The following is a 24,784-nucleotide window of genomic DNA, read 5'->3' as shown; positions in this document are numbered from 1 at the left end:
ATTTGTTTCAACTGATGGTTGTTTCAGAAGGTGCTGCTGTCAGGTCGGTTCTGGCCTTGGCTCTCAGGAGACCCGACAGCACCGCCTTGAATGATGCCGCGACAATGCTGGTGTCCATGCCCACACCAAACACGGTCACCTCCTCACCGACACGAAGCTCGATATAGCTCACCGCCTTGGCGTCCGCGCCCTCGCCGACCGCATGTTCGTGGTAGTCGAGGACCCGCACACACTCACCAGCTGCATTGAGTCCGTTGACGAATGCATCGATGGGGCCTTGCCCGCTCGCTTGCAACTTCAGTGACCGGTCTATCAGCAGCACGTCTGCACTCACGTGCATGCGACCATCATTGTCTTGCTGCAAAAGGCAATGCCCAGGCGCGACCACACGCTCCAGGCCATATTCCTTCACGAAGATGCGCCAGAGGTCGTCGGCCGTGAACTCGCCCCCCTGCGCATCCATTTGCGCTTGAACCACTTGGCTGAACTCGATTTGCAGCCGCCGCGGCATCTCAAGCCCGTGTTCGGATTCGAGCAAATAGGCCATGCCGCCCTTGCCGGATTGGCTGTTGACGCGAATCACGGCTTCGTAGCTCCGGCCCAAATCCTTGGGGTCGATCGGCAAATAAGGAATGTCCCAGACATCACCGTCTCGCCTCGCTGCAAATGCTTTCTTGATGGCATCCTGATGCGAGCCTGAAAACGATGTGTAGACCAGCTCGCCCACATAAGGGTGGCGAGGATGCACGGGCAACTGGTTGCAATGCTCCACCGTGCGCCGAATGTCGTCGATCCGGGAAAAATCCAGTCCAGGCGAAACACCCTGGGTGTACAGATTGAGCGCCACATTGACCAGGTCGAGATTGCCTGTGCGCTCGCCATTGCCAAACAGGCAACCTTCGATGCGATCGGCGCCTGCCATCAGGGCCAGCTCGCCCGCCGCAGTGCCAGTTCCTCTGTCATTGTGGGGGTGGACGGACAGAACAATCGCATCACGCCGTTCCAGATGGCGATGCATCCATTCGATCATGTCGGCAAAGATGTTCGGTGTGCTGTGCTCGACTGTGGACGGAAGATTGACGATGCACTTGCGATCCGGTGTGGGCTTCCAGACAGCAGTCACGGCATCGACCACCCGTTTGGAGAAGGCCAGTTCGGTGCCTGAGAACATTTCCGGCGAATACTGGAAGGTCCACCGGGTCTGGGGCCTCGCGGCCGCCATATCCGCAAACATCTGCGCGTGCTCCGTGGCAAGGGCCACGATGGCATCTTCCCCCATGCCCAGCACCACCGACCGCATGACAGGCGCCGTGGCGTTGTAGAGATGAACAATGGCCCGGGGTGCCCCTTCAAGCGCCTCGAAGGTCCGACGGATCAGAGGCTCACGCGCCTGTGTCAGGACCTGGATGGTGACATCGTCCGGAATGCGCTTTTCCTCAATGAGCAGTCGAAGGAAATCGAATTCGGCTTGCGAAGCCGACGGAAAGCCCACCTCGATTTCCTTGAACCCGATGTTCACCAGCAACTCGAACATGCGGACCTTGCGCGCAACATCCATGGGCTCAATCAGTGCCTGATTGCCATCACGCAGGTCGGTACTCAACCAGATGGGCGCCTTCGTGAGGACCGCATCAGGCCAGGTGCGGTCTGTCAGGCGAATCGGAGGGAAGGCTCGGTATTTGCTGGCAGGTTGGTTCAACATGATTGGATCTCGATGGTAAAACCCCCGCAGCCCCCAATGCAAAACGGCCCGCTGCGGGTGCAAACGGGCCGTTTGGATTGGTAGTGCTTTCGCGCTGTCAACTCTGCCCGTGAAGGACATCCAGTAGTAGGGACAGGGCGCGCAAAGACATGGGGCGAATGTAGCACAGATATCGACCGCGTGCATCAATCATGCAGTCCACGCTCGTCCGGCTCATCGGTCGAGGTGCTGATGACGCTGGTCGGCCGGCCCTTGGCCTTGCGCCAGACATACACGGCATAGCCCGAAAAGCCATACAAGACGAAAAGGCCAAACAACACGGTTGGCGGATGAATGTTGATCACGGCGATACCGAGTGCCACCAGCACAATGGCAGCAAAGGGCACGCTGCGTTTCAGGCTCAGGTCCTTGAAGCTGTAAAACGGCACGTTGGTCACCATGGTCAGCCCGGAATAGAGCGTCAGTGCGAACATGGCCCAGGTGAGATCGGCAGGGGGCACCTCGTGTTCGGTCATCAACCAGATGAAGCCTGCGACCAGCGCTGCAGCGGCAGGCGACGGAAGGCCCTGGAAGTACCGCTTGTCCACTACGCCGGTATTCACGTTGAACCGTGCCAGTCGGAGAGCGGCACAGGCGCAATACACGAACGCGGCAATCCAGCCCCAGCGGCCCAGGTCGCGCAGGGTCCACTCGTAGGCGATCAGGGCCGGGGCCGCGCCAAAAGACACCATGTCGGACAACGAGTCCATTTGCTCGCCGAAGGCGCTCTGGGTATTGGTCATGCGCGCAACCCGTCCATCCATGCTATCCAGAAACATGGCGGCAAAGATGCCGACAGTGGCCAGGTCGAAACGACCGTTCATGGCCATTACCACCGCGTAGAAGCCGCCAAAAAGCGCGGCCAACGTGATCATGTTGGGCAACATGTAGATTCCCTTGCGCCTCCTCGGGACATCCGAGTTGGGCGGGATCATGGGGTCGGTTCCGTCGTGCATGAAAGTCTCGGTGGCGGTGCAGGTGACCGCAAGGTGTCGTCAGTTGGCAGCGGATCGCCAAAGGGTCAGTGTAAGCCAGTGGCCGTCCGGAAATACCCAGGGCCACCGAAGTGGCCCTGGGCAATCTGGCTCAGCGAAAGACCCATTCGGGTCACCAAGGCATCAGTTGCGAGTCTGATCCACCAGCTTGTTCTTGGCAATCCAGGGCATCATGGCGCGCAACTGAGCACCGACCACCTCGATCTGGTGATCGGCGGTGTTGCGGCGGCGCGCCGTCATGCTCGGGTAGTTCAGGCGGCCTTCCTGAATGAACATCTTGGCGTAATCACCGTTCTGGATGCGCTTGAGCGCATTGCGCATGGCTTTGCGGGATTCTTCGTTGATCACTTCCGGTCCGGTCACGTACTCGCCGTATTCCGCGTTGTTGGAGATCGAGTAATTCATGTTGGCGATGCCGCCTTCGTAGATCAGGTCGACGATCAGCTTGAGCTCGTGCAGGCACTCGAAGTACGCCATCTCTGGCGCATAGCCTGCTTCCACCAGCGTTTCATAGCCCATCTTGATCAACTCAACCGCACCACCGCACAGCACGGCCTGCTCGCCGAACAGATCGGTCTCGGTCTCTTCCTTGAAGTTGGTCTCGATGATGCCGGCCTTGCCGCCGCCATTGGCCATGGCGTACGACAGCGCCAGGTCGCGGGCCTTGCCGCTCTTGTCCTGGTGCACCGCCACCAAGTGGGGCACTCCGCCACCCTGGGTGTAGGTGTTGCGCACGGTGTGACCCGGCGCCTTGGGTGCGACCATCCACACGTCCAGATCGGCACGGGGCACGACCTGGTTGTAATGCACGTTGAAGCCATGGGCAAAGGCCAGTGAGGCGCCTTGCTTGATGTTGGGGGCCACGTTGTTGTTGTACACCTCGGCGATCATCTCGTCGGGCAACAGGATCATGACGACGTCTGCGGCCTTGACGGCCTCATCGACTTCCATCACGGTCAGACCGGCCTTGCCGACCTTGTCCCAGGAGGCGCCGCCCTTGCGCAGGCCAACGACGACCTTGACACCGCTGTCGTTGAGGTTCTGTGCGTGAGCGTGTCCCTGGCTGCCGTAACCGATGATGGCCACCGTCTTGCCTTTGATCAGGCTCAGGTCACAGTCTTTGTCGTAGAAAACCTTCATGTTTTTCTCCAGTGAAATTCAGTTGAAATAGGTGTGGTGCCGTTCTTCGCGAGCCTGTCGAAGGGCTCTCGGGGGTCTTGTTCCGTCGGGAAACGGAACAAGGCTTCGACAGGCACGGCCAGAACGGACAAATGGCCGAGCCCTGAAAAAATCAAACGCGCAAGATCCGCTCGCCACGACCAATGCCGCTGGCACCCGATCGCACAGTTTCAAGAATCGAACCCCGGTCGATCGCCTCCAGGAACGCGTCGTTCTTGCCCTGATCACCCGTGAGTTCAATGGTGTAACTTTTTTCGGTGACGTCGATGATGCGACCGCGAAAAATGTCGGCCATGCGCTTCATTTCTTCGCGCTCCTTGCCCACGGCACGCACCTTGACGAGCATGAGTTCGCGCTCGGTGTAGGCACCTTCGGTCAGATCCACGACCTTGACCACCTCGATCAGTCGGTTGAGATGTTTGGTGATCTGCTCGATCACGTCATCAGACCCGGTGGTCTGGATGGTCATGCGCGATAGCGAAGCGTCCTCGGTAGGCGCCACCGTCAGTGATTCGATGTTGTATCCGCGGGCGGAGAACAACCCCACCACGCGAGAGAGCGCACCTGGCTCGTTTTCGAGCAGCACGGCAATGATGTGTTTCATGAATGGATTCCTCTTTTCTGAGCCCTCCCCTGCGCACGGTAATGCGCAGGCTTGGCTGCAAATAGATTCTTCAGTGATGGATGGGAGCGAAGCTTTGTGGTGTGGGTGTGGTGCGCGCAAGGCGCTGACCACCCCAGGCACGGCGGCCTCAGAGATCTTCAGACCCCAGCAGCATTTCCGTGATGCCCTTGCCGGCTTTCACCATGGGGAACACGTTTTCGGTTGGATCGGTACGGAAGTCCATGAATACCGTGCGGTCCTTGAGCTTGCGGGCCTCCCGCAATGCCGGCTCGACGTCTTGTGGACGCTCGATCAGCATGCCGACGTGGCCGTAGGCTTCAGCAAGCTTCACAAAATTCGGCAACGCATCCATGTAGCTGTGGCTGTAGCGACCTTCATAGTCGATTTCCTGCCATTGACGCACCATGCCAAGGTAGCGGTTGTTGAGCGAGACGATCTTGATCGGGGTGTTGTACTGGAGGCAGGTGGAGAGTTCCTGGATGCACATCTGCACCGAACCTTCACCGGTGACACAGAAGACCTCGCTCTCGGGCTTGGCCATCTTGATGCCCATGGCATAAGGAATCCCGACACCCATGGTGCCCAGGCCACCCGAGTTGATCCACCGCCTGGGCTTGTCAAACCGGTAGTACTGGGCAGCCCACATCTGATGCTGACCCACGTCGGACGTGATGTAGGCATCAACATCCTTGGTCATGTCCCAGAGCGTTTCAACCACGTACTGCGGCTTGATCACGTCCGTGTTGCCGCGATCGTATTTCAGGCAGTCGCGCGAACGCCAGGCCTCGATGGTCTCCCACCACAATGCCAGCGCCTTTTCGTCGGCTCTCTGAGCGCTTTCACGAACCATGTTGATCAGCTCGACCAGCACATCCTTCACATCGCCGACGATGGGCACATCGACTTTGACGCGCTTGGAAATGCTCGACGGGTCGATGTCGATGTGGATGATCTTGCGTTCGTTCTGAGCAAAATGCTTGGGGTTGCCAATGACGCGGTCGTCAAAACGGGCACCCACCGCCAGCAGAACGTCACAATTCTGCATGGCGTTGTTGGCCTCGATGGTGCCGTGCATGCCCAGCATGCCCAGGAACTTGCGATCAGACGCCGGGTAGGCGCCCAGCCCCATCAGGGTGTTGGTGACCGGGTATCCAAGGAGGTCCACCAGCGTGCGCAACTCCTGGACCGCATTGCCCAGCAGCACACCGCCACCGGTATAGATGTAGGGGCGTTTGGCCGACAGCAAAAGCTGCAGGGCTTTGCGGATCTGACCGCCGTGCCCCTTGCGCACCGGGTTGTACGAACGCATTTCCACCGATTCGGGGTAGCCGGTGTAGGCGGTCTTGTTGAAAGACACATCCTTGGGCACATCCACCACCACGGGGCCGGGACGCCCACTGCGCGCGATGTGGAAGGCCTTCTTCATGATGACGGCCATGTCGCGCACGTCCTTCACCAGGAAGTTGTGTTTGACGATCGGTCGCGTGATACCGACGGTGTCACATTCCTGGAAGGCATCCAGGCCGATGGCGGCAGTGGGGACCTGCCCGCTGATGATCACCATGGGAATGCTGTCCATGTAGGCGGTGGCAATGCCGGTGACCGCGTTGGTCAGACCTGGGCCTGACGTGACCAGCGCCACGCCCACCTCGCCGGTGGCACGTGCAAAGCCGTCCGCCGCATGCACGGCTGCCTGCTCGTGACGCACCAGAACGTGCTGAATGGTGTCCTGCTTGTAGAACGCGTCGTATATGTGGAGAACTGCGCCGCCGGGGTAGCCCCAGACGTAATTCACACCTTCGGCCTGAAGGGCCTTGACGAGTATCTCGGCGCCGCGGAGGTCTTGGGGAGAGGTGCCGGACACAGCGGCAGCGGAGGCCAGTTCGGCCTTGTTGATTTCCATGATGAACCTTTCGAGAATTTCTCTAACGAAAAACCTTGGGTGCCTCTCGACCAACTCTTGTGAAGCGGTGTCGAGACTTGAGGCCAATGACCATGGGCAGAGACATACCCTGCCGGGCCTTGACCCGTTTGCCTTGTTTTGAATTGCAGCCACCGATTATCGCACTGCATTGCGCCGGGCTGTTTCACCCAACGCCTTCCCAGACGGAAATTCACTGCTTTTTGCCGCAATGCGACAATCCCATCCTGCCATACAGCCCGTCCGAACCCGAACCGGCACTCGATTCAGCGCCTGAAGCCTCCCAGATGCGCTGTCCACATGACGGCGTCAGCACCCATGACCTCCTCACTCGCCCAAGACACTCCTGATCAAACTTCCGCCCAAGGAGCGGGCGACGCCCTCACCGCCCCTTCCCTGAAGCGCCGCATGGCCTGCTGGCTGTACGAAGGCATGTTGATGTTCGGGGTGGTGTTCATTGCGGGGTACCTGTTTTCCACCCTCACCCAGACCCGCCACGCGCTTGACAACCGGCACATGCAACAGGCGTTCCTGTTTGTGGTGTTTGGGATCTATTTCACTTGGTTCTGGGCCAGGGGGCAGACCCTGGCCATGAAGACATGGCATATCCGGGTGGTCGACCGGGCAGGTCGGCCGCTGACGCAGGCACGCGCCCTTTGGCGTTATGTGCTGTCGTGGTTGTGGTTCCTGCCGCCGCTTGCTGCGGGCGACATGTTTTCCCTGTCCGGTGCGGAAGTGTCGGTGTTGACGCTGGGATGGATTGCCATCTGGGCCATTCTTTCCCGCTTTCACACCCAGAAGCAGTTCTTGCACGACGCTCTGGCCGGGACACGCCTGGTGCACTTCCAGCCACCACCCCCACCCAAGCGCCCTGCCCGCGCCTGAATCAACCCATTTGCAGTTTGAACCATGCACAAGGAAGCTGTGGGCGCACAAAAGCAACGAACGGGGCTGAACCGGATCGTGCATGCCTTGGGGTATTCGGTGGCAGGTCTGCGTGCGGGATGGTCAGAGACCGCGTTCCGTCAGGAAGCCATGCTGGCGGTGTGCCTGGTACCGCTGGCGTTCTTTGTGGGAACCAACTGGCTGGAAGTGGCCGTCCTCTGTGCGGTGGTCATCTGGGTCATGGTGGTGGAGCTGCTCAACACGGGCATCGAAACCGCCATCGATCGCATCGGCCCGGAATGGCATGACCTGTCCAAGCGCGCCAAGGACATGGGCAGCGCTGCTGTCTTGTTGAGCCTCCTGCTGTGTGCGGGTGTCTGGGCTGCTGCCATTTGGCATCGCCTGAGCTGATAGAGTGGGCCACTCCGTGCAAGCATCCTTCCCCCTCTGCGTCTATTGCGGGTCGCGCCCTGGTGCCCGTCCTGAATTCACCGAAGTGGCTCGAGCCACGGGCCACTGGATTGGTGCGCATGGCGGCCAGCTGGTGTACGGTGGCGGTCGCAACGGACTCATGGGCACCATTGCCCAGGCCACACTCGATGCGGGTGGTCGCGTGGTCGGCGTGATTCCCAAGGCACTGGTGGAGAAAGAGTGGGCCAATCACGCTTGCACCGAGCTGCATGTGGTTGAAACCATGCACGAACGCAAGCGCCAGATGGCCGAACGTTGTGATGCGTTTCTGGCCCTGCCCGGTGGCATTGGGACGTTTGAGGAGTTTTTTGAGGCCTGGACCTGGCGGCAGCTGGGGTACCACGACAAACCGGTTGGCTTGCTCAACACCGGCGGCTACTACGACGGGTTGATGAGCTTCCTGCGCAGCACCGTGGAGCAAGAATTCATGGGTGGGTGGCAGATGGACCTGATTCAGGTGGATTCCGACGTGCACCGCCTGATACCGGAACTGATACAGGCGGCAGGGTTTTCGCCTGAGTCGCGACTTGACGAGATCTAGACAGGGACCGGCCAGCGCGAGAGGCGCGTCCCCGCGCCGAACTCACACAGCCGTTTCGTCTTCCTCGCCCGTGCGAATGCGGACCACACGCTCCACGGACGTCACGAAGATCTTTCCGTCACCGATCTTGCCGGTGCGCGCGGCACGAACGATGGCGTCGACACAGCGATCCACATCGTCGGTCTTCACGACGACTTCCACCTTGACCTTGGGCAGAAAATCCACCACGTACTCCGCGCCACGGTAGAGTTCCGTATGTCCTTTCTGACGGCCAAAGCCCTTGACTTCGGTCACTGTCAGTCCAGTGACACCTTGCTCAGCCAAAGCTTCGCGCACCTCTTCGAGTTTGAAGGGTTTGATGACGGCGGTGATCTGCTTCATGAGACGCTCTCCGGGTGCGAAAAAGAAAAAAAGGTGACGAAAACTTTAACACGCATCCCTCATCCTCACGCCGCACCGGGACGTGTTCGGGATCCGGACTGCCCCAGACCAGCATGCGCCCAATTGTGCTGAAATCACCCCCCAAACTCTTCTTCGGCGCCATGCATCCCAGCCTGCTTCCCCACCACGTTCCGATTGCAGTGACCTACCGAGGAGGCCACCCAGAAAACATTCATCATGGGTCGGTTGCCGTTGTCGACGCTCAGGGGCGCTTGATCGCCAGCGCCGGAGACGTGATATCGCCCATGTTCACGCGCTCATGCCTCAAGCCTTTTCAGGCCTTGCCGCTGATTGCGCAGTGGTCGAACCGGTACGGACTGGAGGAACCGGATCTGGCGCTGCTTTGCGCGAGCCACAACGGCGAGCCGATGCATGCGGATCGCGTCGCGGCACTTCTGTCCCGATTTGGCGCCGGTGAAAGCGATCTCGCCTGCGGTACCCACGCCCCGTACTTTTTTGGTGCAACCGGCCAGACCCCTGCGCCAGGAGCCCGCTACACATCGCTGCACCACAACTGCTCAGGCAAACACGGCGGCATGTTGATGTTGGCCCATGCGCTGGGTGCGCCGCTGGCAGGCTATCTGGACGTGGACCACCCGGTTCAGCAACAGATCGTGCAAAGCGTGAGCCACTTTTCAGGCTTGCCCGCAGACAAGCTGATCAGGGGCACGGACGGCTGCAGCGCGCCGAACTACGCCATGCCGCTCGAAGCGCTGGCGCGTGCATTTGCCAAGCTGACTTTGACCGAACCCGACCCCATTTATGGCGACACGCCACATCGCATCGCCAAGGCCATGAGCAAGCACCCAGAATGGGTCAGTGGTCAGGGGCGCAACGATCTGACCCTGATGAATGCGGGCGGCGGCGACTGGGTGAGCAAGGTTGGCGCCGATGGGGTGCAGGTTCTTGCCAGCTTCAGCCGCGGCGTGGCGATCGCCGCAAAGTGCAGCGACGGCATGCTCACGCCGTTGATGGTTGCCTTTGTCTCGGTACTCGAGCAGCTGGGCTGGCTGGATGAAGGGCGTCGCGCGGCACTGTCTTCGCTGACGCCGCCACCACTGAAGAACTCGGCAGGCATCGAGGTGGGCGACATGCGCCCGGTGGTGACACTGCGTTTCGGCAGCTGAGGTAAAGCAGGCAGGCCGCTCTTGCGCACCACAAAAGCCCCCACCTCAATTCAGATTGACGTCATGCCCGGTACTTGCTCGTGATCGGGTAGCGCCAGTCTTTGCCAAAGCTCCGGTGCGTGACCCGGATACCTACCGGTGCCTGCCGACGCTTGTATTCATTGATGCGGATCAGCCGCACCACCTTGTCCACATCGGCCGCATGGAACCCCTTGGCCACGATCTCGGCGGGACTGCGGTCGTTCTCCATGTAGAGCTCGATGATGGCGTCGAGCACGGCATAGTCCGGCAGGCTGTCCTGGTCCTTCTGGTCAGGCCGCAATTCAGCGCTGGGCGGACGCGTGATGATCCGTTCCGGGATCGGGTTGGCGCCGGTGCCATAGGGATCGTGGGCGTTTCGCCACCGGGCGAGCTTGAACACCATGGTCTTGGCCACATCCTTGATGACCGCAAAGCCGCCCGCCATGTCGCCATACAGGGTGCAGTAACCGGTGGCCATCTCGCTCTTGTTGCCTGTGGTGAGCACGATGCTGCCAAACTTGTTGGACAACGCCATGAGCAACGTGCCCCGGATGCGTGCCTGCAGGTTTTCTTCGGTGGTGTCTTCGGGCAAGCCTGCAAATTCGTCGGCGAGGCTAGCCTTGAAGGCCTCGAACTGGGGCGCGATCGAGATTTCGTCGTAGCGCACCCCCAGCCTCGACGCCATCTCACGCGCATCCAACCAGGAGATGTCGGCCGTGTAGGGGGACGGCATCATCACCGTGCGCACCCGGTCTTTGCCCAGCGCATCCACCGCGATCGCGAGCACCAGGGCCGAGTCGATTCCACCCGACAAACCCAGCAAGGCGCCGGGAAAGCCGTTCTTTCCCAGGTAATCCCGGACGCCCAGCACCAGCGCATGCCACAGATCGGCCTCTTGGCTGTGGTCCCGGTCGGTCGATGAAGCGATGTCCCAGCCATGGGACTGCCGGGTGAAACTGCAGTCAAAAAGGGCCTCTTCAAAGCTCACGGCACGCCCTGCCAGGGCGCCGTCTGCCGACAGCACAAAGCTTCGCCCTTCGAACACGATTTCGTCCTGCCCGCCCACCAGATGCGCATAAACCAGCGGCAAGCCCGTGGCCAACACACGCTGGCGCATGGTGGCCTCCCGCTCGCCTCCTTTGCCAGTGTGAAACGGCGATGCATTGATGACAGCCAGGATCTCGGCGCCGGCACGTCTGGCGTCGGCGGCGGGCTCTTCAAACCAGGCGTCTTCACAGATGAGCAGGCCGACCCGCACGGTCTCCCCCTCAGCGGTCGGCACGTCGAACACACAGGTTTCATCACCAGGCACGAAGTACCGGCGCTCGTCGAACACCTGGTAGTTGGGCAGCCTGCGCTTCGCATACGTGGCTTTCACCTGCCCCTCGAGCAGCACGCTGGCCGCGTTGTGAAGCTGGGCCACCGAGCTGCTGCGGTCCCGCACCGCCTCATTGATCGGCTCAGCGATGCGGGCCGGGTGTCCCACCACCAGATGCAGCCCCTGAAGACCTGCGGTCGCGCTGGCAATGGCTTTCAAGGCATCATCACAGGCGTCAATGAACGCGGGTCGCAAAAACAGGTCTTCTGCGGCGTAACCGCAGGTGGCCAGTTCAGGGGTCAGCAACAAACGCACACCCTTGGCGTGGGCCTGATGCGCCGCCTCGATGATTTTCTGGGCATTGCCCACCATGTCGCCCACCACGAAGTTGAGCTGGGCCACACAAATTGAGAGTGTCATGCAGTCAAGAATTGAAACAGCATCGGCCGCTGAAACAGGAAGATTGGCGGAGCGATTTCAGCTGGCGCCAATGCATGGCTTCCTGGCGTTTCCGGGAGCCTGCAATTGACGCGATCGAATTATGTCACCCGGGTTTGTTCCTCGCCGATGGAGGTGCCGGCAGAGAGCTGGAATGCCCTGCTGAAGCACGAGGCCGACCCCAGCCCTTTCATGCGGCATGAGTACCTGGCTGCCCTGCATCTGAGCGGTTGCGCAGGACCGCGGGCCGGATGGCAAGCCCAGTTCGTGACGCTCTGGGAGGGCGATCGCCTCTGCGCCGCCTGCCCCATGTATTTGAAGAATCACTCTTATGGCGAGTACGTTTTCGACTGGGCCTGGGCCAACGCATACAGCCAGCACGGCCTGGACTACTATCCCAAGGCGCTGGTGGCCGTGCCGTTCACGCCGGTGCAAGGTGCACGGCTGCTGGCGGTGAATGCCCACGCCCGGTCAGCCCTGGTGCAAGCCCTGCTCGAGCACGCGGGCCAGGAAGATCTCTCTTCGCTGCACCTGCTCTTCGTGAATGCAGAGGACGTGGAGGCTTGCGAGGCCCACGGCCTGATGCTTCGCCACACGGTGCAGTTTCACTGGCAGAACGGTGGATCGGGTGCTGGCCAGTACACCACCTTCGAACATTTCCTCGCCAGCCTGCAGCAGGAAAAGCGCAAGAAAATCCGCCAGGAACGCAAGAAGGTCGCTGAAGCGGGTGTGACGTTTCGCTGGAGCCGGGGTCGCGACATTGGCCCCGCAGATTGGGGTTTCTTTTACAGCTGCTATGAACGTACCTACCTGGAGCATGGCAACGCCCCCTACCTGAATCGCGATTTTTTTCTTCGCATGGCGCAGACCATGCCGGAAAACTGGCTGCTGTTTGTGGCCGAACAGGCAGGGCAAGCCATCGCCTGCAGCCTCATTGCCATCGATCCGGCCCGGGGCGTGGCCTATGGTCGTTACTGGGGCGCGCTGGAGCGGGTGGATTGCCTGCACTTTGAAGCTTGTTACTACCAGCCGATTTCCTGGTGCATCGAGCATGGCTACAGCCGATTTGAAGGTGGCGCCCAGGGTGAGCACAAGATGGCCAGGGCGCTGCTACCGATCAAGACCACCAGCGCCCATTGGCTCACGCACCCTGCTTTCGCCGATGCGGTGGAACGATTTCTCGCGCGCGAGGGGCAAGGTATCGACCAATATGTGCGCCACCTGGAGGCGCGAAGCCCGGTCAAGCGAGTGTCCTTGCTGCCGCAAGCAGTCCAGATTGCAGAGTCGAAGGAGGACTGAGCGTATCGTTTCAACTGGGGCCTTGATGGCTCGCTACACTAGCGCCAGATGAACGAATCGGACGCCTTCTTCACTCAAACCATCGTGGGCGCACCATTTTCTGTGGTGCTTGGTCGGCGCCTCGGCCCGAAAGAGCTGGCCGCGGCCGGCCTCGAAGTCAATCTGAAGACGGGCACCCACCAGCTCAGCGAAACCTGGCAGGACTGGCTGGTGCTCGACCACACCACCGATAAACCTGGACGGTCTCGCCGTCTTCCCGGCAAAGGCCGTTTGTGGATGGAACGGCATGCGCTGTGGCTGGCTGGGATCGGCTTGTTGTCGCTGCTTGTTTCCGGTGGCTTCTGGACATTGAAGTCATGGCTCTGAAGACTCCCCAGGACACACTCACGCTCGATCCGGTGGCCATGAATGTGGTCAACCGCGTGGCAGCGGGCAGCCAGCTCGGCGGAGAACTTCGCTTCGAGGGTGGCCTGCTGGTGCAAGGCGACTTGTCCGGACTCCTTCACGTCAACGGCAACCTCATCGTCTGGACGGGAGGCGTTGTCAGGGGCCGCATCCGTGTCACTGGCGATCTGTATCTGTTCGGGCGCTTGGGTTCGCCGGACGCAGGCCCGAACGCCACCACGCTGGAATGCCAGGGCATGGCGTATGTCGCCAACACGGGCATCTCCACGGGCACGCTGATGGCCCGGCGGCTGCAGCTGTACGAGGGTGCCGACTTGCAAGGACCGTTCAAGACGCTCAAACTGGGCGACAAACTGCCGGTGCTGCACGACGTTCACACAGGCAAGCACCGATGAAATCCCAGCGCTACCTGCACCCCGACCGCCACCTTGAACAGGACCAGGAATATCTCGACATGAACGACCAATTTGCGCCAAACAGTCCGTCCGACCATAACGAGCAGTACGCTGCGGATGGGGAATACCAGCAGGACACACAGGACCAGCCGGTAACCCAGATGGAAGTGGACGTAGGCAATGCCATGCCGCCTTCGCAACCTGCACACCTGCCTCTGCTAAAGCCAGAAACCCAGGCATTGCCCTTGCTGGATGCACAAGAAGCCGGAGCGGCGCGCAGCATGGTCGCAGAAGGCATGCGGTTTGTCGGCAATGCGGAGCTTCGAGGCCCCTGCAGCATTGGCGGACACATCGAAGGCAATATCAAACAGGCGCCGAATGTGCAGGTGGCCGTGGTGGTGACCGAGTCCGGACGTGTCAAGGGCGACATCACGGCGCACAAGATCTCGGTAATGGGGCACACGGACGGCATCCTCGACTCGGGCCAGGGCGAAGTGTCGTTGCACGACACCGCCAGCGTGCATGGTCTTGTGCGCTACGGCCGCATTCAGGTCAATGGCGCGGATCTCAACGCCACGCTGGAACGAGCCACGCCCTCTTCCCCACAGAACTGACAGGTCTGTCAGACTCCATGCCGTGGACAAGCACCGTCCAGACCGTCGATGCGACGACGGGAAATGCACCCCTGCCGGATTCAGAGCGACTCCGTCGCGAAGCCTTGCAAAGAAGCTGGCAGCGCGACAAGGAGGTGAGCCGCCGAAGGTTGCGGATGCGATGGACTGTCTGGGCGCTTTGCCGGTACGGTTTGCCGGTGCTCCTGGTCCTGGCAACGGCCATGGCGGTTTGGATCTGGGGATTGCCACACTTGAGTGCGACCCTCGCGGCAATGACTGGACATGTTGGCTCAACGCGTGTGATCCCGGGCCCAGCCGCCACCAGCCCCGCAATACCTCTGGTACCAGACCCTCTTCCTGCCACGCAAGCTCCCGTGGGTGGTACCTCGCAAGGCGAGGCGCCGCCGGTACCCCCTGGATATGGTGATGGTTCGGATGATCCCATCAAGCTGCGCCGTGAAGGCGACATCCCTTCTTCGAACAAACTGGAAGAAGACAACGCCAGCCTCGAAGACACCGACACCACGAATACCCCCATCCCAGAACTCAAGCCCGACATCGGGCTGCACAGCAAGGAGCCTTGATCCATGAATGAGAACCCCACCCCCACCCGGCTGGTTCCTGTCGACCGCCTCACGGCCATCACCAGCCTGATTGCGGAAGGTGCCGTGTTCGAAGGCAACTTCCACACCTCCAGCGATCAAGGCATCAAGGTCGATGGCCGGCTGCTGGGCAACATCACCTTTGAATCCGGAGGCACCCTGCATGTCGGCGCCACCGGTGTGATCGAAAACACCCGGCTCGAAGCCGACTACGTGTTCATCGAGGGCAAGGTGGTCGGCACGGTGATCGCACGAAAGGCGCTGGAGATCACGGGCTCGGCCACGCTGATCGGTGACGCAAGCTACGACGACCTGATCGACATGCACCCGCGAGCACGGGTGCGCGGCAAGATCGAATACCGCGGCGACATCGACGCAGAGCAACGCTGAAACCTGCCGGCTGAAAAGGAAAAGGGCCTGCCAGGAGTACATCCGGCAGGCCCTTGTTCTTGAGCAAGTGATTGAAAAATCAGCCTGGCAGTTTGTTGTAGTTGGCCACGCCGTCCAGAATTTCCTTGTGTGCGGCTTCCGGGCCTTCCCAGCCCAGGATCTTGACCCACTTGCCTGGCTCCAGGTCCTTGTAGTGCTCAAAGAAATGCTGGATGGTGTTCAGGCGCATCGGGTTGAGATCTGATGGCTTTTGCCATTGGGTGTAGATGGACAGGATTTTGTCGATCGGCACCGCGAGCACCTTGCCATCTTCGCCGGCTTCGTCCTGCATTTTCAGGATGCCGATGGCGCGGCAAGGCACCACCACACCAGGAATCAGCGGCACCGGCGTGATCACCAGCACGTCGACCGGGTCGCCGTCACCGGAAAGGGTTTTGGGCACATACCCATAGTTGGTGGGGTAGTGCATGGCCGTGCTCATAAAGCGGTCCACGAAGATGGCCCCGGTTTCCTTGTCCACTTCGTATTTGATCGGGTCGGCGTTCATCGGAATTTCGATGATCACGTTGAACGACTCGGGGACATTGTTGCCAGGGGTGACGTTGTCAAGGGACATGTTGATTGCCGAAGGTTGATAAAAAATGGGAACAGGCTGAGAGCGGGGTACGGGTCGGGGTGCACCGGAAGTAAGCCCTAGGATTTACCCTGATTTTACTGATTCCAGCCTTACTCCCAGCTACGGATCGATTCTCACCTGACGCCATGGCCTTCCCACGAAGCGCAATTCCAGCTAAATTGCTGGCGTTGGCCAATCGTCCTTCTCACCGCTTTGCTGCGCACCGAGACGGCAACGAGGAAGCAACGCAGCGGGGGCATCCCCGGAGGCGTTGCCCCCTCCAAGTCGAAACAGCAGGAGAAACTAATGGTTGGTCAAAGTGCGCTGATATTTGCGTTGGTGTGTGGGCTGGTGGCCGTGATCTACGGCTTCTGGTCCAGAAGCTGGATTCTTTCCCAGGACGCGGGCAACGCCCGAATGCAAGAGATCGCTGGAGCGATCCAGACTGGAGCAGCTGCCTATCTGGCCCGCCAATACAAGACCATTGCCATGGTCGGCGTGGTGCTGACGGTATTGATCGGCGTGTTTCTGGATGGCCTGAGCGCAGTCGGTTTCGTGCTGGGTGCGGTACTCTCGGGAGCCTGTGGCTTCATCGGCATGAACATCTCCGTGCGGGCCAACGTGCGCACGGCCCAGGCGGCGACCAAGGGTATTGGGCCTGCGCTGGACGTGGCATTTCGCGGTGGCGCCATCACCGGCATGCTGGTGGTGGGCCTGGGGCTGCTGGGTGTGGCGGGCTTCTTCTGGTTCCTTGTGGGCAACGGCAACCTCACGCCGGTCCAGGATCTTGCCAAGCTGCTCAATCCACTGATCGGCTTTGCTTTCGGCTCTTCGCTGATTTCCATCTTTGCCCGACTGGGCGGTGGCATCTTCACCAAGGGCGCCGACGTGGGCGCGGACCTGGTGGGCAAGGTGGAGGCCGGTATTCCTGAGGACGACCCGCGCAACCCCGCCGTGATTGCCGACAACGTGGGCGACAACGTGGGCGACTGTGCCGGTATGGCCGCCGACCTGTTTGAAACCTATGCGGTCACGTTGATCGCCACCATGGTGCTGGGCGCACTCATGGTGGCGGCCGCCCCCATGCAGGCGGTGCTGTACCCGATGGTGCTGGGCGGCGTGTCCATTCTGGCGTCCATCGTTGGGTGCTTCTTCGTGAAGGCCAGCCCGGGCATGAAGAATGTGATGCCCGCGCTGTACAAGGGCCTGGCCATCGCCGGCGTGCTTTCGCTGATTGCCTTCTGGTTCGTGACCGGCTGGATCATGCCGGACAACGCCATCACCGCCACCGGCAGCCAGCTGCGCCTGTGGGGCTCCTGTGCGGTGGGTCTGCTGCTCACGGCGGTGCTGGTCTGGATCACCGAGTTCTACACCGGTACGCAGTACTCCCCTGTCAAACACATTGCCCAAGCGTCCACCACCGGTCACGGCACCAATATCATCGCTGGCCTGGGCGTGTCCATGCGTTCCACCGCATGGCCCGTGCTGTTCGTCTGCGGCGGCATCCTGGCCTCCTACCAGCTGGCTGGCCTTTACGGCATTGCCGTGGCCGCCACCGCCATGTTGAGCATGGCGGGCATCGTGGTGGCCCTCGACGCCTACGGCCCCATCACCGACAACGCCGGCGGCATTGCCGAAATGGCCGAATTGCCCAGCAGCGTGCGCGATGTGACCGACCCGCTGGACGCCGTGGGCAACACGACCAAGGCCGTGACCAAGGGCTATGCCATCGGCTCGGCCGGTCTGGCCGCCCTGGTGCTGTTTGCCGACTACACCCACAAGCTTGAAACCTACGGCCATCAGATCACTTTCGATCTGAGCGACCCGATGGTGATCGTGGGCCTGTTCATCGGCGGCATGATCCCCTACCTCTTTGGCGCCATGGCAATGGAAGCGGTGGGCCGGGCAGCGGGTGCCGTGGTGGTGGAAGTTCGGCGACAGTTCAGGGACATTCCCGGGATCATGGAGGGCACAGCCAAGCCCGAGTACGGCCGCGCGGTGGACATGCTGACCACGGCAGCCATCAAGGAAATGGTGATACCCAGCCTGCTGCCGGTGGTGGTGCCGATTCTGGTGGGCGTGTTCCTTGGCCCCAAGGCCCTGGGCGGCCTGCTCATGGGCACGATCGTCACCGGCCTCTTTGTGGCCATTTCCATGTGCACCGGTGGCGGCGCATGGGACAACGCCAAGAAGTACATTGAAGACGGCCACCATGGTGGCAAGGGCAGCGAGGCCCACAAGGCCGCTGTCACGGGCGACACGGTGGGAGATCCCTACAAGGACACCGCCGGACCGGCCGTGAACCCCTTGATCAAGATCATCAACATCGTGGCCTTGCTGATCGTGCCTCTGTTGCCACTGGCCTGAGGCGGCACATCCGCCCACCGATCGGCCCGCTTCAGCGGGCCGATCTTTTTCTGGCAGCCGCCAGGCGCACTACCGATCCTTCAAGTGTGCGTGTGTCAACGCGCGGACCACCTCGCCGGCTGCCGACGAAAGGACCTGGAGTTGCTCGGCCTCCCCCTTTTCGATGGCCTCCAGCACCAACTCATTGATGCCGCCAACGGCGGCCAGCGCCATGGTTCGGCTCAGCGCCGGCGGCAGCGACGCCGACCCGTCGATGACGCTGCCGCCAGACGGCTCTGCCAGAGGCGCGTTGACCGTCTCCAGCATGAAGTCCGCCAGGTGCTGCATGACTTCCCGTCGGACCTGCATGCCGGCCGGACCCAACTGATGGATTTCAACGAACAGCGTGCGCACCAATGCAGGCCCAGCCGCCAGATGGGCGAAATAGGTGCTCAAGGCATGCTCAACCTGCGCCTGCCATGGCTTGTCGGGCGCCAGAGACGAGCGCAGGGCTTGCAATGCTGCATGGCTGGCCGACCGGTACAACGCAAGAAAGCAGGCGTCCTTGCTTTCGAAGTTTTCGTAGAAGGTTCGCTTGGAGACGCCAGCTTCCCGCACGATGTCTGCAATGGTTGCTTCCGCATAACCCTTGCGGGCAGCCACATCGGCCATGGCCTTCAATAGCCTGAAGCGGTGTTCGGTGGGTGTTCTGAGTGGCTCGCGGAGTTCGGGCTGGTTCATCCGTGCAAATGGTAGAGGTGCACGCATGTGTCGCGAAGCGCCGTTACCGACATTTGCGCAATCATGCGCCGCCCGGCGGGTTTTCGGTTGACAGGCGTGGCCACATCCGTCAGAGTGGAACCGCCCATGGTACCAATCGGTACCAGCGCTGGTTTTTTAACGTCCTCCTGAACATTCATGACCGCACTCGTCGTCCGCCGCCTCCTGATCGACCTCACACAGCCGGTCGACCGCCATTGGTGCAATGGCGACCCCTTCCTGACCGCCTGGTTCAACGCCTTGTCCATGAGCTTTCCCGTCGGCGAACAGTTCTTCATCGATGCCGTGCGCAATGGGTTCAAGCAACTGCCCGAGCCAGAACAAGTTGCTTTCAACACCGAAATCAAAGGCTTCATAGGCCAGGAAGCCACGCACCGGCGCATTCATGCCTTGTTCAACGCCCAAATCGAAAAACACGGCCTCGTCAATGAATGGGAGCCCCGGGCCCGCAAGCGACTTCGTCTGCTGGAGGGAACCGATCCCAGGCATGGCCTGGCCATCACGGCGGCAAACGAGCATTTCACCGCACTGTTTGCTGAGTGGCTGCTGTCCCACCCCACCCTGCTTGACGGCTGCGAACCGCGACTCAAGGCCCTCTGGCAATGGCACAGCGCCGAGGAAGCCGAGCACAAATGCACCGCGTTTGCCCTCTACCAGCAGCTGGGCGGAAGCCAAGCCTGGCGAACCCGCTGGATGCGCAGGGTCACACTCATTTTCCTGACCGACACCCTGCGCCAAACGGCAGACAACCTGAAGCGGGATGGCACCCTTTGGCAGTGGCGCACCTGGCGCAGCGCAGGGCGGCACCTTCTTGGCAAGCAAGGGCTGCTGCGCTGCACCTTCAGACCCTGGCTCGCGTATTTCAAGCCGGACTTCCACCCCAACCAGCAAAACAGCGACTTGTCGAGCCACTGGCTGAAACAAAACGCCCAGCTCTACACCAAGGTCGAAACAGCCTGAAGGGCCATATGAAACGGCGTGGCTCTGCCTTTTGCATGAGCAACCGCGACGGATAGACCCCATGCCGCCTGGGCTCGCTCCCACCCTGCGGTCTCAGGTCCACCATAATCGTGACATGTCGGAACGAGTCATTCCTCTTGTTGATCAGCGCCTGGCGGCGATTCCCGTGCCACTTCCTGCGGCATCTGAACCCGCGACAGGCCTGCTCATTGATGCACTGGGGCGCCCTCTGCGGGACCTGCGCATCAGCGTCACCGACCGGTGCAATTTCCGCTGCAGCTACTGCATGCCCAAGGAAGTCTTTGACAAGGACTATCCCTACCTGCCCCACAACGCACTGCTGAGCTTTGAAGAAATCACCCGGGTGGCCCGGCAGTTCGTGGCACACGGCGTGCAGAAAATCCGGCTCACCGGCGGGGAACCCTTGCTGCGCAAGAACATCGAGATCCTGATTGCGCAACTGGCCGAGTTGCGCACGGTCGATGGGCATCCGCTGGACATCACCCTGACCACCAACGGCTCGCTGCTGGAGCGCAAAGCCGCATCGCTCAAGGCGGCGGGTCTGCAGCGCGTGACCGTGAGCCTTGACGGCCTGGACGACACCATCTTCCGCGCCATGAACGACGTGGACTTCCCGGTGGAAGATGTGCTTCGTGGCATCGAGGCGGCACGCCAAGCCGGCCTGGGGCCCATCAAGGTCAACATGGTGGTCAAGCGCGGGACCAACGATCACGAAATACTGCCCATGGCACGCCACTTCATGAACTCCGGCGTGGTGCTGCGCTTCATCGAATACATGGATGTAGGTGCCACCAATGGCTGGCGCATGGACGAAGTCATGCCCAGCGCCGAAGTCATTGCCCGCATCCGCTCGGAGCTCCCCCTTGTCCAGCTCGACCCGGCAGCGCCGGGCGAAACCGCCGAGCGCTGGGGCTATGCCGACGCGCACGGCAAACATGACACCCAAGCCGGTGAAATCGGCGTCATCAGCAGCGTGACGCAAGCCTTTTGCAGCGACTGCAACCGCGCACGCCTGTCGACCGAGGGCAAGCTCTACCTGTGTCTGTTCGGCACGCAGGGCCACGATCTCAAGCCTCTTGTTCGAGGCACCGCCACGGACGAACAATTGGCCGCCGCCATCGCAGCGATCTGGCGTCCGAGGCGCGACCGGTATTCGGAGCTGAGGGCAAGCCTTCCACCGGACGTGACGGCGGGCACCAGCCGGCGGATCGAAATGAGCTACATCGGCGGATGAGCGGACCGCATTGCGCTGCTCACTTGAATCGCCGTGAGTCCCACCTTGGGTGCTCCCACGTTTTGATCGTGGTCCTTCCTCCCACTTGTCTTCCCTGAAATGATCCATTCCCACCAAATCACCGGTCTCGTGCTTGCTGGCGGTCGCGGCTCCCGCATGGGTGGCGCCGACAAGGGGCTGCAAAACTTCAACGGTACACCCTTGGCCATGCACACCTTGCTGCGGCTGCAAATGCAGGAAGGCGATCTGCTGGCAGAACAAATGATCAATGCCAACCGCAATCTGGCGGCTTACGAGGCGTTCGGGGTGCCGGTGTGGCCAGACACCCTGGACGACTTCGCCGGACCGTTGGCCGGATTCATGACCGGCCTGGAGCGCTGCGAGACGCCCTACTTGCTGACGGTGCCCTGCGATACCCCGCTGTACCCGCTGGACCTGGCTGTGCGGCTGGCGCAGGCCTTCGAAAAGGAAGACACCGAAATCGCCATGGCCGCCGCGCGGGAGGAAGACGGACAACTGCGCGCCCAACCGGTGTTCTGTTTGCTGAAGCTCGAATTGCTGGAGAGCCTCACGGCGTTCACCCAGGGCGGAGGTCGAAAGATCGATCGGTGGACAGCAGAGCACCACACCGTGATCGTCCCGTTTGATCTGCCTGCTGACGATCCAAGGGCATTCTTCAACGCCAATACGCTGGCCGAGCTGCACGCGCTTGAAAACCCCTGAGAGGCAGAGTGCGTCTGAGCGCCTTTCACTGCCACCCGCTTCGCACCCCATGAAAACGATCGATCAAATCGCAGCTGAACTTCAGGGATACGATCCCCAGTCACTCAGCGCCGACCGCGTCAACGACTTTCTCGCCAGACTGGTGGAACCGGTGTCGGAGCGTGAGTCGGTCAACGTCCTCGATGCGCTTGACCGGGTGCTGGCAGAAGACGTCATCTCTCCCATCAGCGTGCCACCCCATGACAACTCGGCCATGGACGGCTTCGCATTCGACAGCCGCCAACTTGCGCCAGGCAAGGACCTGACCCTCCGCGTCGTGGGCACCGCCTTCGCAGGCAAGGCCTGGCAAGGCACGGTGGGCACGGGCGAGTGCCTGAAGATCATGACCGGCGCGATCATGCCGCCCGCGCTGGACACAGTGGTCCCTCTGGAATTTGTTCAAATGCAGGGCGATGCCATCACCCTGCCCGCCAACGCAGTGCAGCCTGGCGACAACCGGCGCCTGCTGGGAGAAGACCTCATGGCGGGGCAACCCGCACTGAGCCAGGGGCAACGGCTGGGGCCTGCCGCCCTCGGCCTGGTCGCCAGTCTGGGCTTGCCTTCGGTGAACGTCTACCGACGCATCCGTGTGGCCTATTTCTCCACCGGGGATGAGATCCTGAGCCTGGGCGATGAGCCCCGCGAGGGGGCTGTTTTCGACAGCAACCGCTACACCGTGTTCGGCCTGCTCACCCGCATGGGTGCAGAGGTGATCGACATGGGTGTGATCGGCGATGACCCCGTGCTGCTGGAGGCCGCTTTCCGTGACGCCGCGGCCAGAGCCGACGCCATCATCACCAGTGGTGGGGTGAGCATGGGCGAAGCCGATCACACCAAGGCCATGATGAAAAAAGTGGGTGATGTGGCTTTCTGGCGCATCGCCATGCGCCCAGGCAGACCGATGGCGGTGGGCCGGATTGTTGGCCCCCACGCTCCACCGCTGCGCGGGTCGCTGCCCCCCGAGGGGGCTGACCTTGCTGGGGGCGGCCCTGCGCTGCGGTCGGATGTCCCCCACACTCCACCGCTGCGCGGGTCGCTGCCCCCCGAGGGGGCTGAACCTGCCTTGGGGCGGCCCGGCGGCAGTCTCGCTGAAAGTGAAAAGTCCGCGTTGCTGTTCGGCCTGCCAGGCAATCCAGTCGCGGTCATGGTCACCTTTCTGGCATTCGTTCGACCGGCGTTGCATCGCCTCATGGGTTGCACCGCCAGTGAGCCGGTCCTGCTGAAGGCCCACTCCATAGAGTCATTGCGCAAGAAGCCCGGTCGCACCGAGTATCAGCGTGGTGTCGTGTTTCGCACTGCGGATGGTGCCCTGCAGGTCCGCACGACTGGCAATCAGGGCTCTGGCGTTTTGAGTTCGATGGTTCAGGCCAATGGCCTGATCGTGTTGCACCACGATCAGGGCAATGTGGCCGCGGGTGATCCTGTGGATGTGATGATGTTCGAGGGGGTCGTGTAGGCCAACCGCTCGGAGTCACAGCGTACCGGACCGCCGCGTGAACGCCCTTCAATAGCGCAGTCGCCCACCGCTGGTGACCACCCCGATATCAACGAAACCGCTGCCGGTGTTTTCCTTCGAGAAGTTCACACGGTAGCCACCAAAATCCATCTCGCCAGCAGCGCGAAGCCCGCGCGCCAGGGTTTCGGGCCGTATGTCGGCGCCACTTCGACGCAGACCCTCCACAAGCACCCGCGCCACGATGTAACCCTCCAGATGGAAGCTGCTGAATTGGGTGAGCGCGGGGTCCAGTGCCTTCATGGCCGCAGCAAACTCGCGCTGCAACGGCAGCGTGCCACCCATGGGGTTGGGATAGGTCTGGGCAATGCCCACACCCCGGGCGGCCTCTTCGCCGGCCAGGCGCGCAATCAGGCCCGGAGGCACATACGACAAGGCAAATATCTGCTGCGTGACGTTGACACGGCGTAATTGGGTAATCGCGTCTGCCATGAACTTGGGGGAGCCAATGGTGACCACGCTCTGCGAATTGCCCGCTGCAACCGCTTTGGCAGCGGCCGCAATGGCGGTCTCTTCCGGCCCGGACTCGGTGGCCGCCACTTCCATTGCCGGCGTGCCCTGCGCCGCCGCCTGGACCATTTCAAGCCCCGAAGTGCCGATCGGGATGTTCTGGTGCAGCACATGCAGACGCGAAACGCCCAGCGTCCGTGCATGCTGAACAATTTTTTCAAGCTGCTGGCGATCACCTGCGCGCACGTGGAACAGGCGGGCATGTCCCGGCTCCCGCAACACCTCCGCACCTGGCACGGCATTCAGTATCAGCACATCGTGCTTGTCGAGCAGCTTGTCCTGCAGGACTTTCTGCATCGTGGCAGAACCCACCGGGGACAACAGTGCCACGGGTTTGCGCTGCATGGCCAGTTCGAGCTGCCTGGCAAATTCATCGGGACTGTATTTGTCGTCCACTTCAAAGAAGGCAATGCGCCGACCATTCACGCCACCCCGCGCGTTGATCTGGGCAAAGTAAGCCTTGGCGCCCAGGTTGATCTGATGCGCATCGGGCGCTGGCAACACCGTGAAGGGACCAATCTGGCCGACAACGATGTCCTGTGCTTGAACTGTGGACATCGCGAGCACTGCGCCTGCAGCCGCCACCAACCGAACCCAAACACGCAAAAAGGCGAAAGCCATCATTTGATATCTC

The 24,784-nt window shown here is 61.3% G+C and carries 25 protein-coding genes; 15 read left to right on the top strand and 10 right to left on the bottom strand.

The window, feature by feature from the left end; all coding sequences use genetic code 11:
* Positions 1-7: 7 nt before the first annotated feature.
* The 5 genes from leuA to J2W49_RS07200 form a co-directional block, all read right to left on the bottom strand.
* Complete coding sequence (gene leuA, locus J2W49_RS07220; RefSeq protein WP_310313825.1) at positions 8-1,702, bottom strand: 2-isopropylmalate synthase; 1,695 nt, start codon at positions 1,700-1,702, stop codon at positions 8-10.
* A 185-nt stretch (positions 1,703-1,887) separates the two neighbouring features.
* A complete protein-coding gene (gene pssA, locus J2W49_RS07215) occupies positions 1,888-2,697 on the bottom strand; it encodes a CDP-diacylglycerol--serine O-phosphatidyltransferase (RefSeq protein WP_310313551.1) in 810 nt (269 codons plus the stop codon).
* A gap of 162 nt (positions 2,698-2,859) precedes the next feature.
* On the bottom strand, positions 2,860-3,876 hold the full coding sequence (ilvC, locus tag J2W49_RS07210; protein WP_310313547.1) for a ketol-acid reductoisomerase: 1,017 nt from the start codon (positions 3,874-3,876) through the stop codon (positions 2,860-2,862).
* A 151-nt stretch (positions 3,877-4,027) separates the two neighbouring features.
* Positions 4,028-4,519, bottom strand: a complete 492-nt coding sequence (ilvN, locus tag J2W49_RS07205; protein ID WP_310313545.1) for an acetolactate synthase small subunit — start codon at positions 4,517-4,519, stop codon at positions 4,028-4,030.
* 148 nt (positions 4,520-4,667) lie between these two features.
* Positions 4,668-6,443, bottom strand: coding sequence for an acetolactate synthase 3 catalytic subunit (locus J2W49_RS07200; protein WP_310313542.1), 1,776 nt, complete (start codon positions 6,441-6,443; stop codon positions 4,668-4,670).
* Between the two features lie 336 nt (positions 6,444-6,779).
* On the opposite strand from J2W49_RS07200, the gene J2W49_RS07195 reads away from it, so the two are divergent.
* Genes J2W49_RS07195 through J2W49_RS07185 form a run of 3 tightly spaced genes read left to right on the top strand, consistent with a single transcriptional unit; the run spans position 6,780 to position 8,358 of the window.
* Positions 6,780-7,346: an RDD family protein gene (locus J2W49_RS07195; RefSeq protein WP_310313539.1), complete on the top strand. Its 567-nt coding sequence runs from the start codon at positions 6,780-6,782 to the stop codon at positions 7,344-7,346.
* Between the two features lie 24 nt (positions 7,347-7,370).
* Positions 7,371-7,757 carry a diacylglycerol kinase gene (locus tag J2W49_RS07190; protein ID WP_310313536.1) on the top strand — a complete coding sequence of 129 codons (387 nt, stop codon included), beginning with the start codon at positions 7,371-7,373 and terminating at the stop codon, positions 7,755-7,757.
* Positions 7,758-7,773: 16 nt separating this feature from the next.
* Entirely contained in the window at positions 7,774-8,358 is a 585-nt protein-coding gene (locus J2W49_RS07185; protein ID WP_310313534.1) for an LOG family protein, read from the top strand.
* 42 nt (positions 8,359-8,400) lie between these two features.
* On the opposite strand, the gene J2W49_RS07180 is transcribed toward J2W49_RS07185, so the two are convergent.
* On the bottom strand, positions 8,401-8,739 hold the full coding sequence (locus J2W49_RS07180; protein ID WP_310313532.1) for a P-II family nitrogen regulator: 339 nt from the start codon (positions 8,737-8,739) through the stop codon (positions 8,401-8,403).
* A 113-nt stretch (positions 8,740-8,852) separates the two neighbouring features.
* On the opposite strand from J2W49_RS07180, the gene J2W49_RS07175 reads away from it, so the two are divergent.
* Entirely contained in the window at positions 8,853-9,926 is a 1,074-nt protein-coding gene (locus tag J2W49_RS07175; RefSeq protein WP_310313528.1) for an asparaginase, read from the top strand.
* Between the two features lie 61 nt (positions 9,927-9,987).
* Here J2W49_RS07175 and J2W49_RS07170 read toward each other — a convergent pair whose 3' ends face one another.
* A complete protein-coding gene (locus J2W49_RS07170) occupies positions 9,988-11,685 on the bottom strand; it encodes an NAD+ synthase (RefSeq protein ID WP_310313525.1) in 1,698 nt (565 codons plus the stop codon).
* Positions 11,686-11,832: 147 nt separating this feature from the next.
* Between J2W49_RS07170 and J2W49_RS07165 the strand changes: the two genes are divergently transcribed.
* The 6 genes from J2W49_RS07165 to J2W49_RS07140 all read left to right on the top strand — a co-directional run bounded on the left by J2W49_RS07165 (position 11,833) and on the right by J2W49_RS07140 (position 15,408).
* Positions 11,833-13,002 carry a GNAT family N-acetyltransferase gene (locus J2W49_RS07165; RefSeq protein WP_310313823.1) on the top strand — a complete coding sequence of 390 codons (1,170 nt, stop codon included), beginning with the start codon at positions 11,833-11,835 and terminating at the stop codon, positions 13,000-13,002.
* Positions 13,003-13,050: 48 nt separating this feature from the next.
* The gene (locus J2W49_RS07160) at positions 13,051-13,368 is read left to right on the top strand and encodes a hypothetical protein (protein ID WP_310313522.1); all 318 of its coding nucleotides are present in this window, start codon (positions 13,051-13,053) and stop codon (positions 13,366-13,368) included.
* Positions 13,359-13,802 (top strand): bactofilin family protein, encoded by a 444-nt coding sequence (locus J2W49_RS07155; protein ID WP_310313519.1) that lies wholly within the window; start codon positions 13,359-13,361, stop codon positions 13,800-13,802. The genes J2W49_RS07160 and J2W49_RS07155 overlap by 10 nt, the downstream gene beginning before the upstream one ends.
* Positions 13,799-14,416: a bactofilin family protein gene (locus tag J2W49_RS07150; protein ID WP_310313516.1), complete on the top strand. Its 618-nt coding sequence runs from the start codon at positions 13,799-13,801 to the stop codon at positions 14,414-14,416. The genes J2W49_RS07155 and J2W49_RS07150 overlap by 4 nt, the downstream gene beginning before the upstream one ends.
* 374 nt (positions 14,417-14,790) lie before the next feature.
* Positions 14,791-15,000, top strand: a complete 210-nt coding sequence (locus J2W49_RS07145) for a hypothetical protein (protein ID WP_310313514.1) — start codon at positions 14,791-14,793, stop codon at positions 14,998-15,000.
* 3 nt (positions 15,001-15,003) lie between these two features.
* Positions 15,004-15,408 carry a bactofilin family protein gene (locus J2W49_RS07140; protein WP_310313511.1) on the top strand — a complete coding sequence of 135 codons (405 nt, stop codon included), beginning with the start codon at positions 15,004-15,006 and terminating at the stop codon, positions 15,406-15,408.
* A gap of 79 nt (positions 15,409-15,487) precedes the next feature.
* Here the strand turns inward: J2W49_RS07140 and ppa are convergent, their stop codons facing one another.
* A complete protein-coding gene (gene ppa, locus J2W49_RS07135; protein WP_310313508.1) occupies positions 15,488-16,024 on the bottom strand; it encodes an inorganic diphosphatase in 537 nt (178 codons plus the stop codon).
* A 306-nt stretch (positions 16,025-16,330) separates the two neighbouring features.
* Here ppa and J2W49_RS07130 point away from each other — a divergent pair, with 306 nt between their 5' ends.
* The gene (locus J2W49_RS07130) at positions 16,331-18,391 is read left to right on the top strand and encodes a sodium-translocating pyrophosphatase (protein ID WP_310313505.1); all 2,061 of its coding nucleotides are present in this window, start codon (positions 16,331-16,333) and stop codon (positions 18,389-18,391) included.
* A 69-nt stretch (positions 18,392-18,460) separates the two neighbouring features.
* On the opposite strand, the gene J2W49_RS07125 is transcribed toward J2W49_RS07130, so the two are convergent.
* Complete coding sequence (locus J2W49_RS07125) at positions 18,461-19,111, bottom strand: TetR/AcrR family transcriptional regulator (RefSeq protein WP_310313503.1); 651 nt, start codon at positions 19,109-19,111, stop codon at positions 18,461-18,463.
* A gap of 177 nt (positions 19,112-19,288) precedes the next feature.
* Between J2W49_RS07125 and J2W49_RS07120 the strand changes: the two genes are divergently transcribed.
* The 4 genes from J2W49_RS07120 to J2W49_RS07105 all read left to right on the top strand — a co-directional run bounded on the left by J2W49_RS07120 (position 19,289) and on the right by J2W49_RS07105 (position 23,583).
* Complete coding sequence (locus J2W49_RS07120; RefSeq protein WP_310313499.1) at positions 19,289-20,110, top strand: metal-dependent hydrolase; 822 nt, start codon at positions 19,289-19,291, stop codon at positions 20,108-20,110.
* 115 nt (positions 20,111-20,225) lie between these two features.
* Positions 20,226-21,365, top strand: coding sequence for a GTP 3',8-cyclase MoaA (moaA, locus tag J2W49_RS07115; RefSeq protein WP_310313496.1), 1,140 nt, complete (start codon positions 20,226-20,228; stop codon positions 21,363-21,365).
* 99 nt (positions 21,366-21,464) lie between these two features.
* The gene (gene mobA, locus J2W49_RS07110) at positions 21,465-22,088 is read left to right on the top strand and encodes a molybdenum cofactor guanylyltransferase MobA (protein ID WP_310313494.1); all 624 of its coding nucleotides are present in this window, start codon (positions 21,465-21,467) and stop codon (positions 22,086-22,088) included.
* A gap of 49 nt (positions 22,089-22,137) precedes the next feature.
* Positions 22,138-23,583, top strand: coding sequence for a molybdopterin molybdotransferase MoeA (locus J2W49_RS07105; protein WP_310313492.1), 1,446 nt, complete (start codon positions 22,138-22,140; stop codon positions 23,581-23,583).
* 48 nt (positions 23,584-23,631) lie between these two features.
* On the opposite strand, the gene J2W49_RS07100 is transcribed toward J2W49_RS07105, so the two are convergent.
* A complete protein-coding gene (locus tag J2W49_RS07100) occupies positions 23,632-24,708 on the bottom strand; it encodes an ABC transporter substrate-binding protein (RefSeq protein ID WP_310313490.1) in 1,077 nt (358 codons plus the stop codon).
* Positions 24,709-24,784: the final 76 nt, after the last annotated feature.

Origin of the sequence: Hydrogenophaga palleronii (assembly GCF_031457455.1) — a bacterium.
Taxonomy (GTDB): domain Bacteria; phylum Pseudomonadota; class Gammaproteobacteria; order Burkholderiales; family Burkholderiaceae_C; genus Hydrogenophaga; species Hydrogenophaga palleronii_A.
This window is presented reverse-complemented; position numbering and strand designations above follow the sequence as displayed.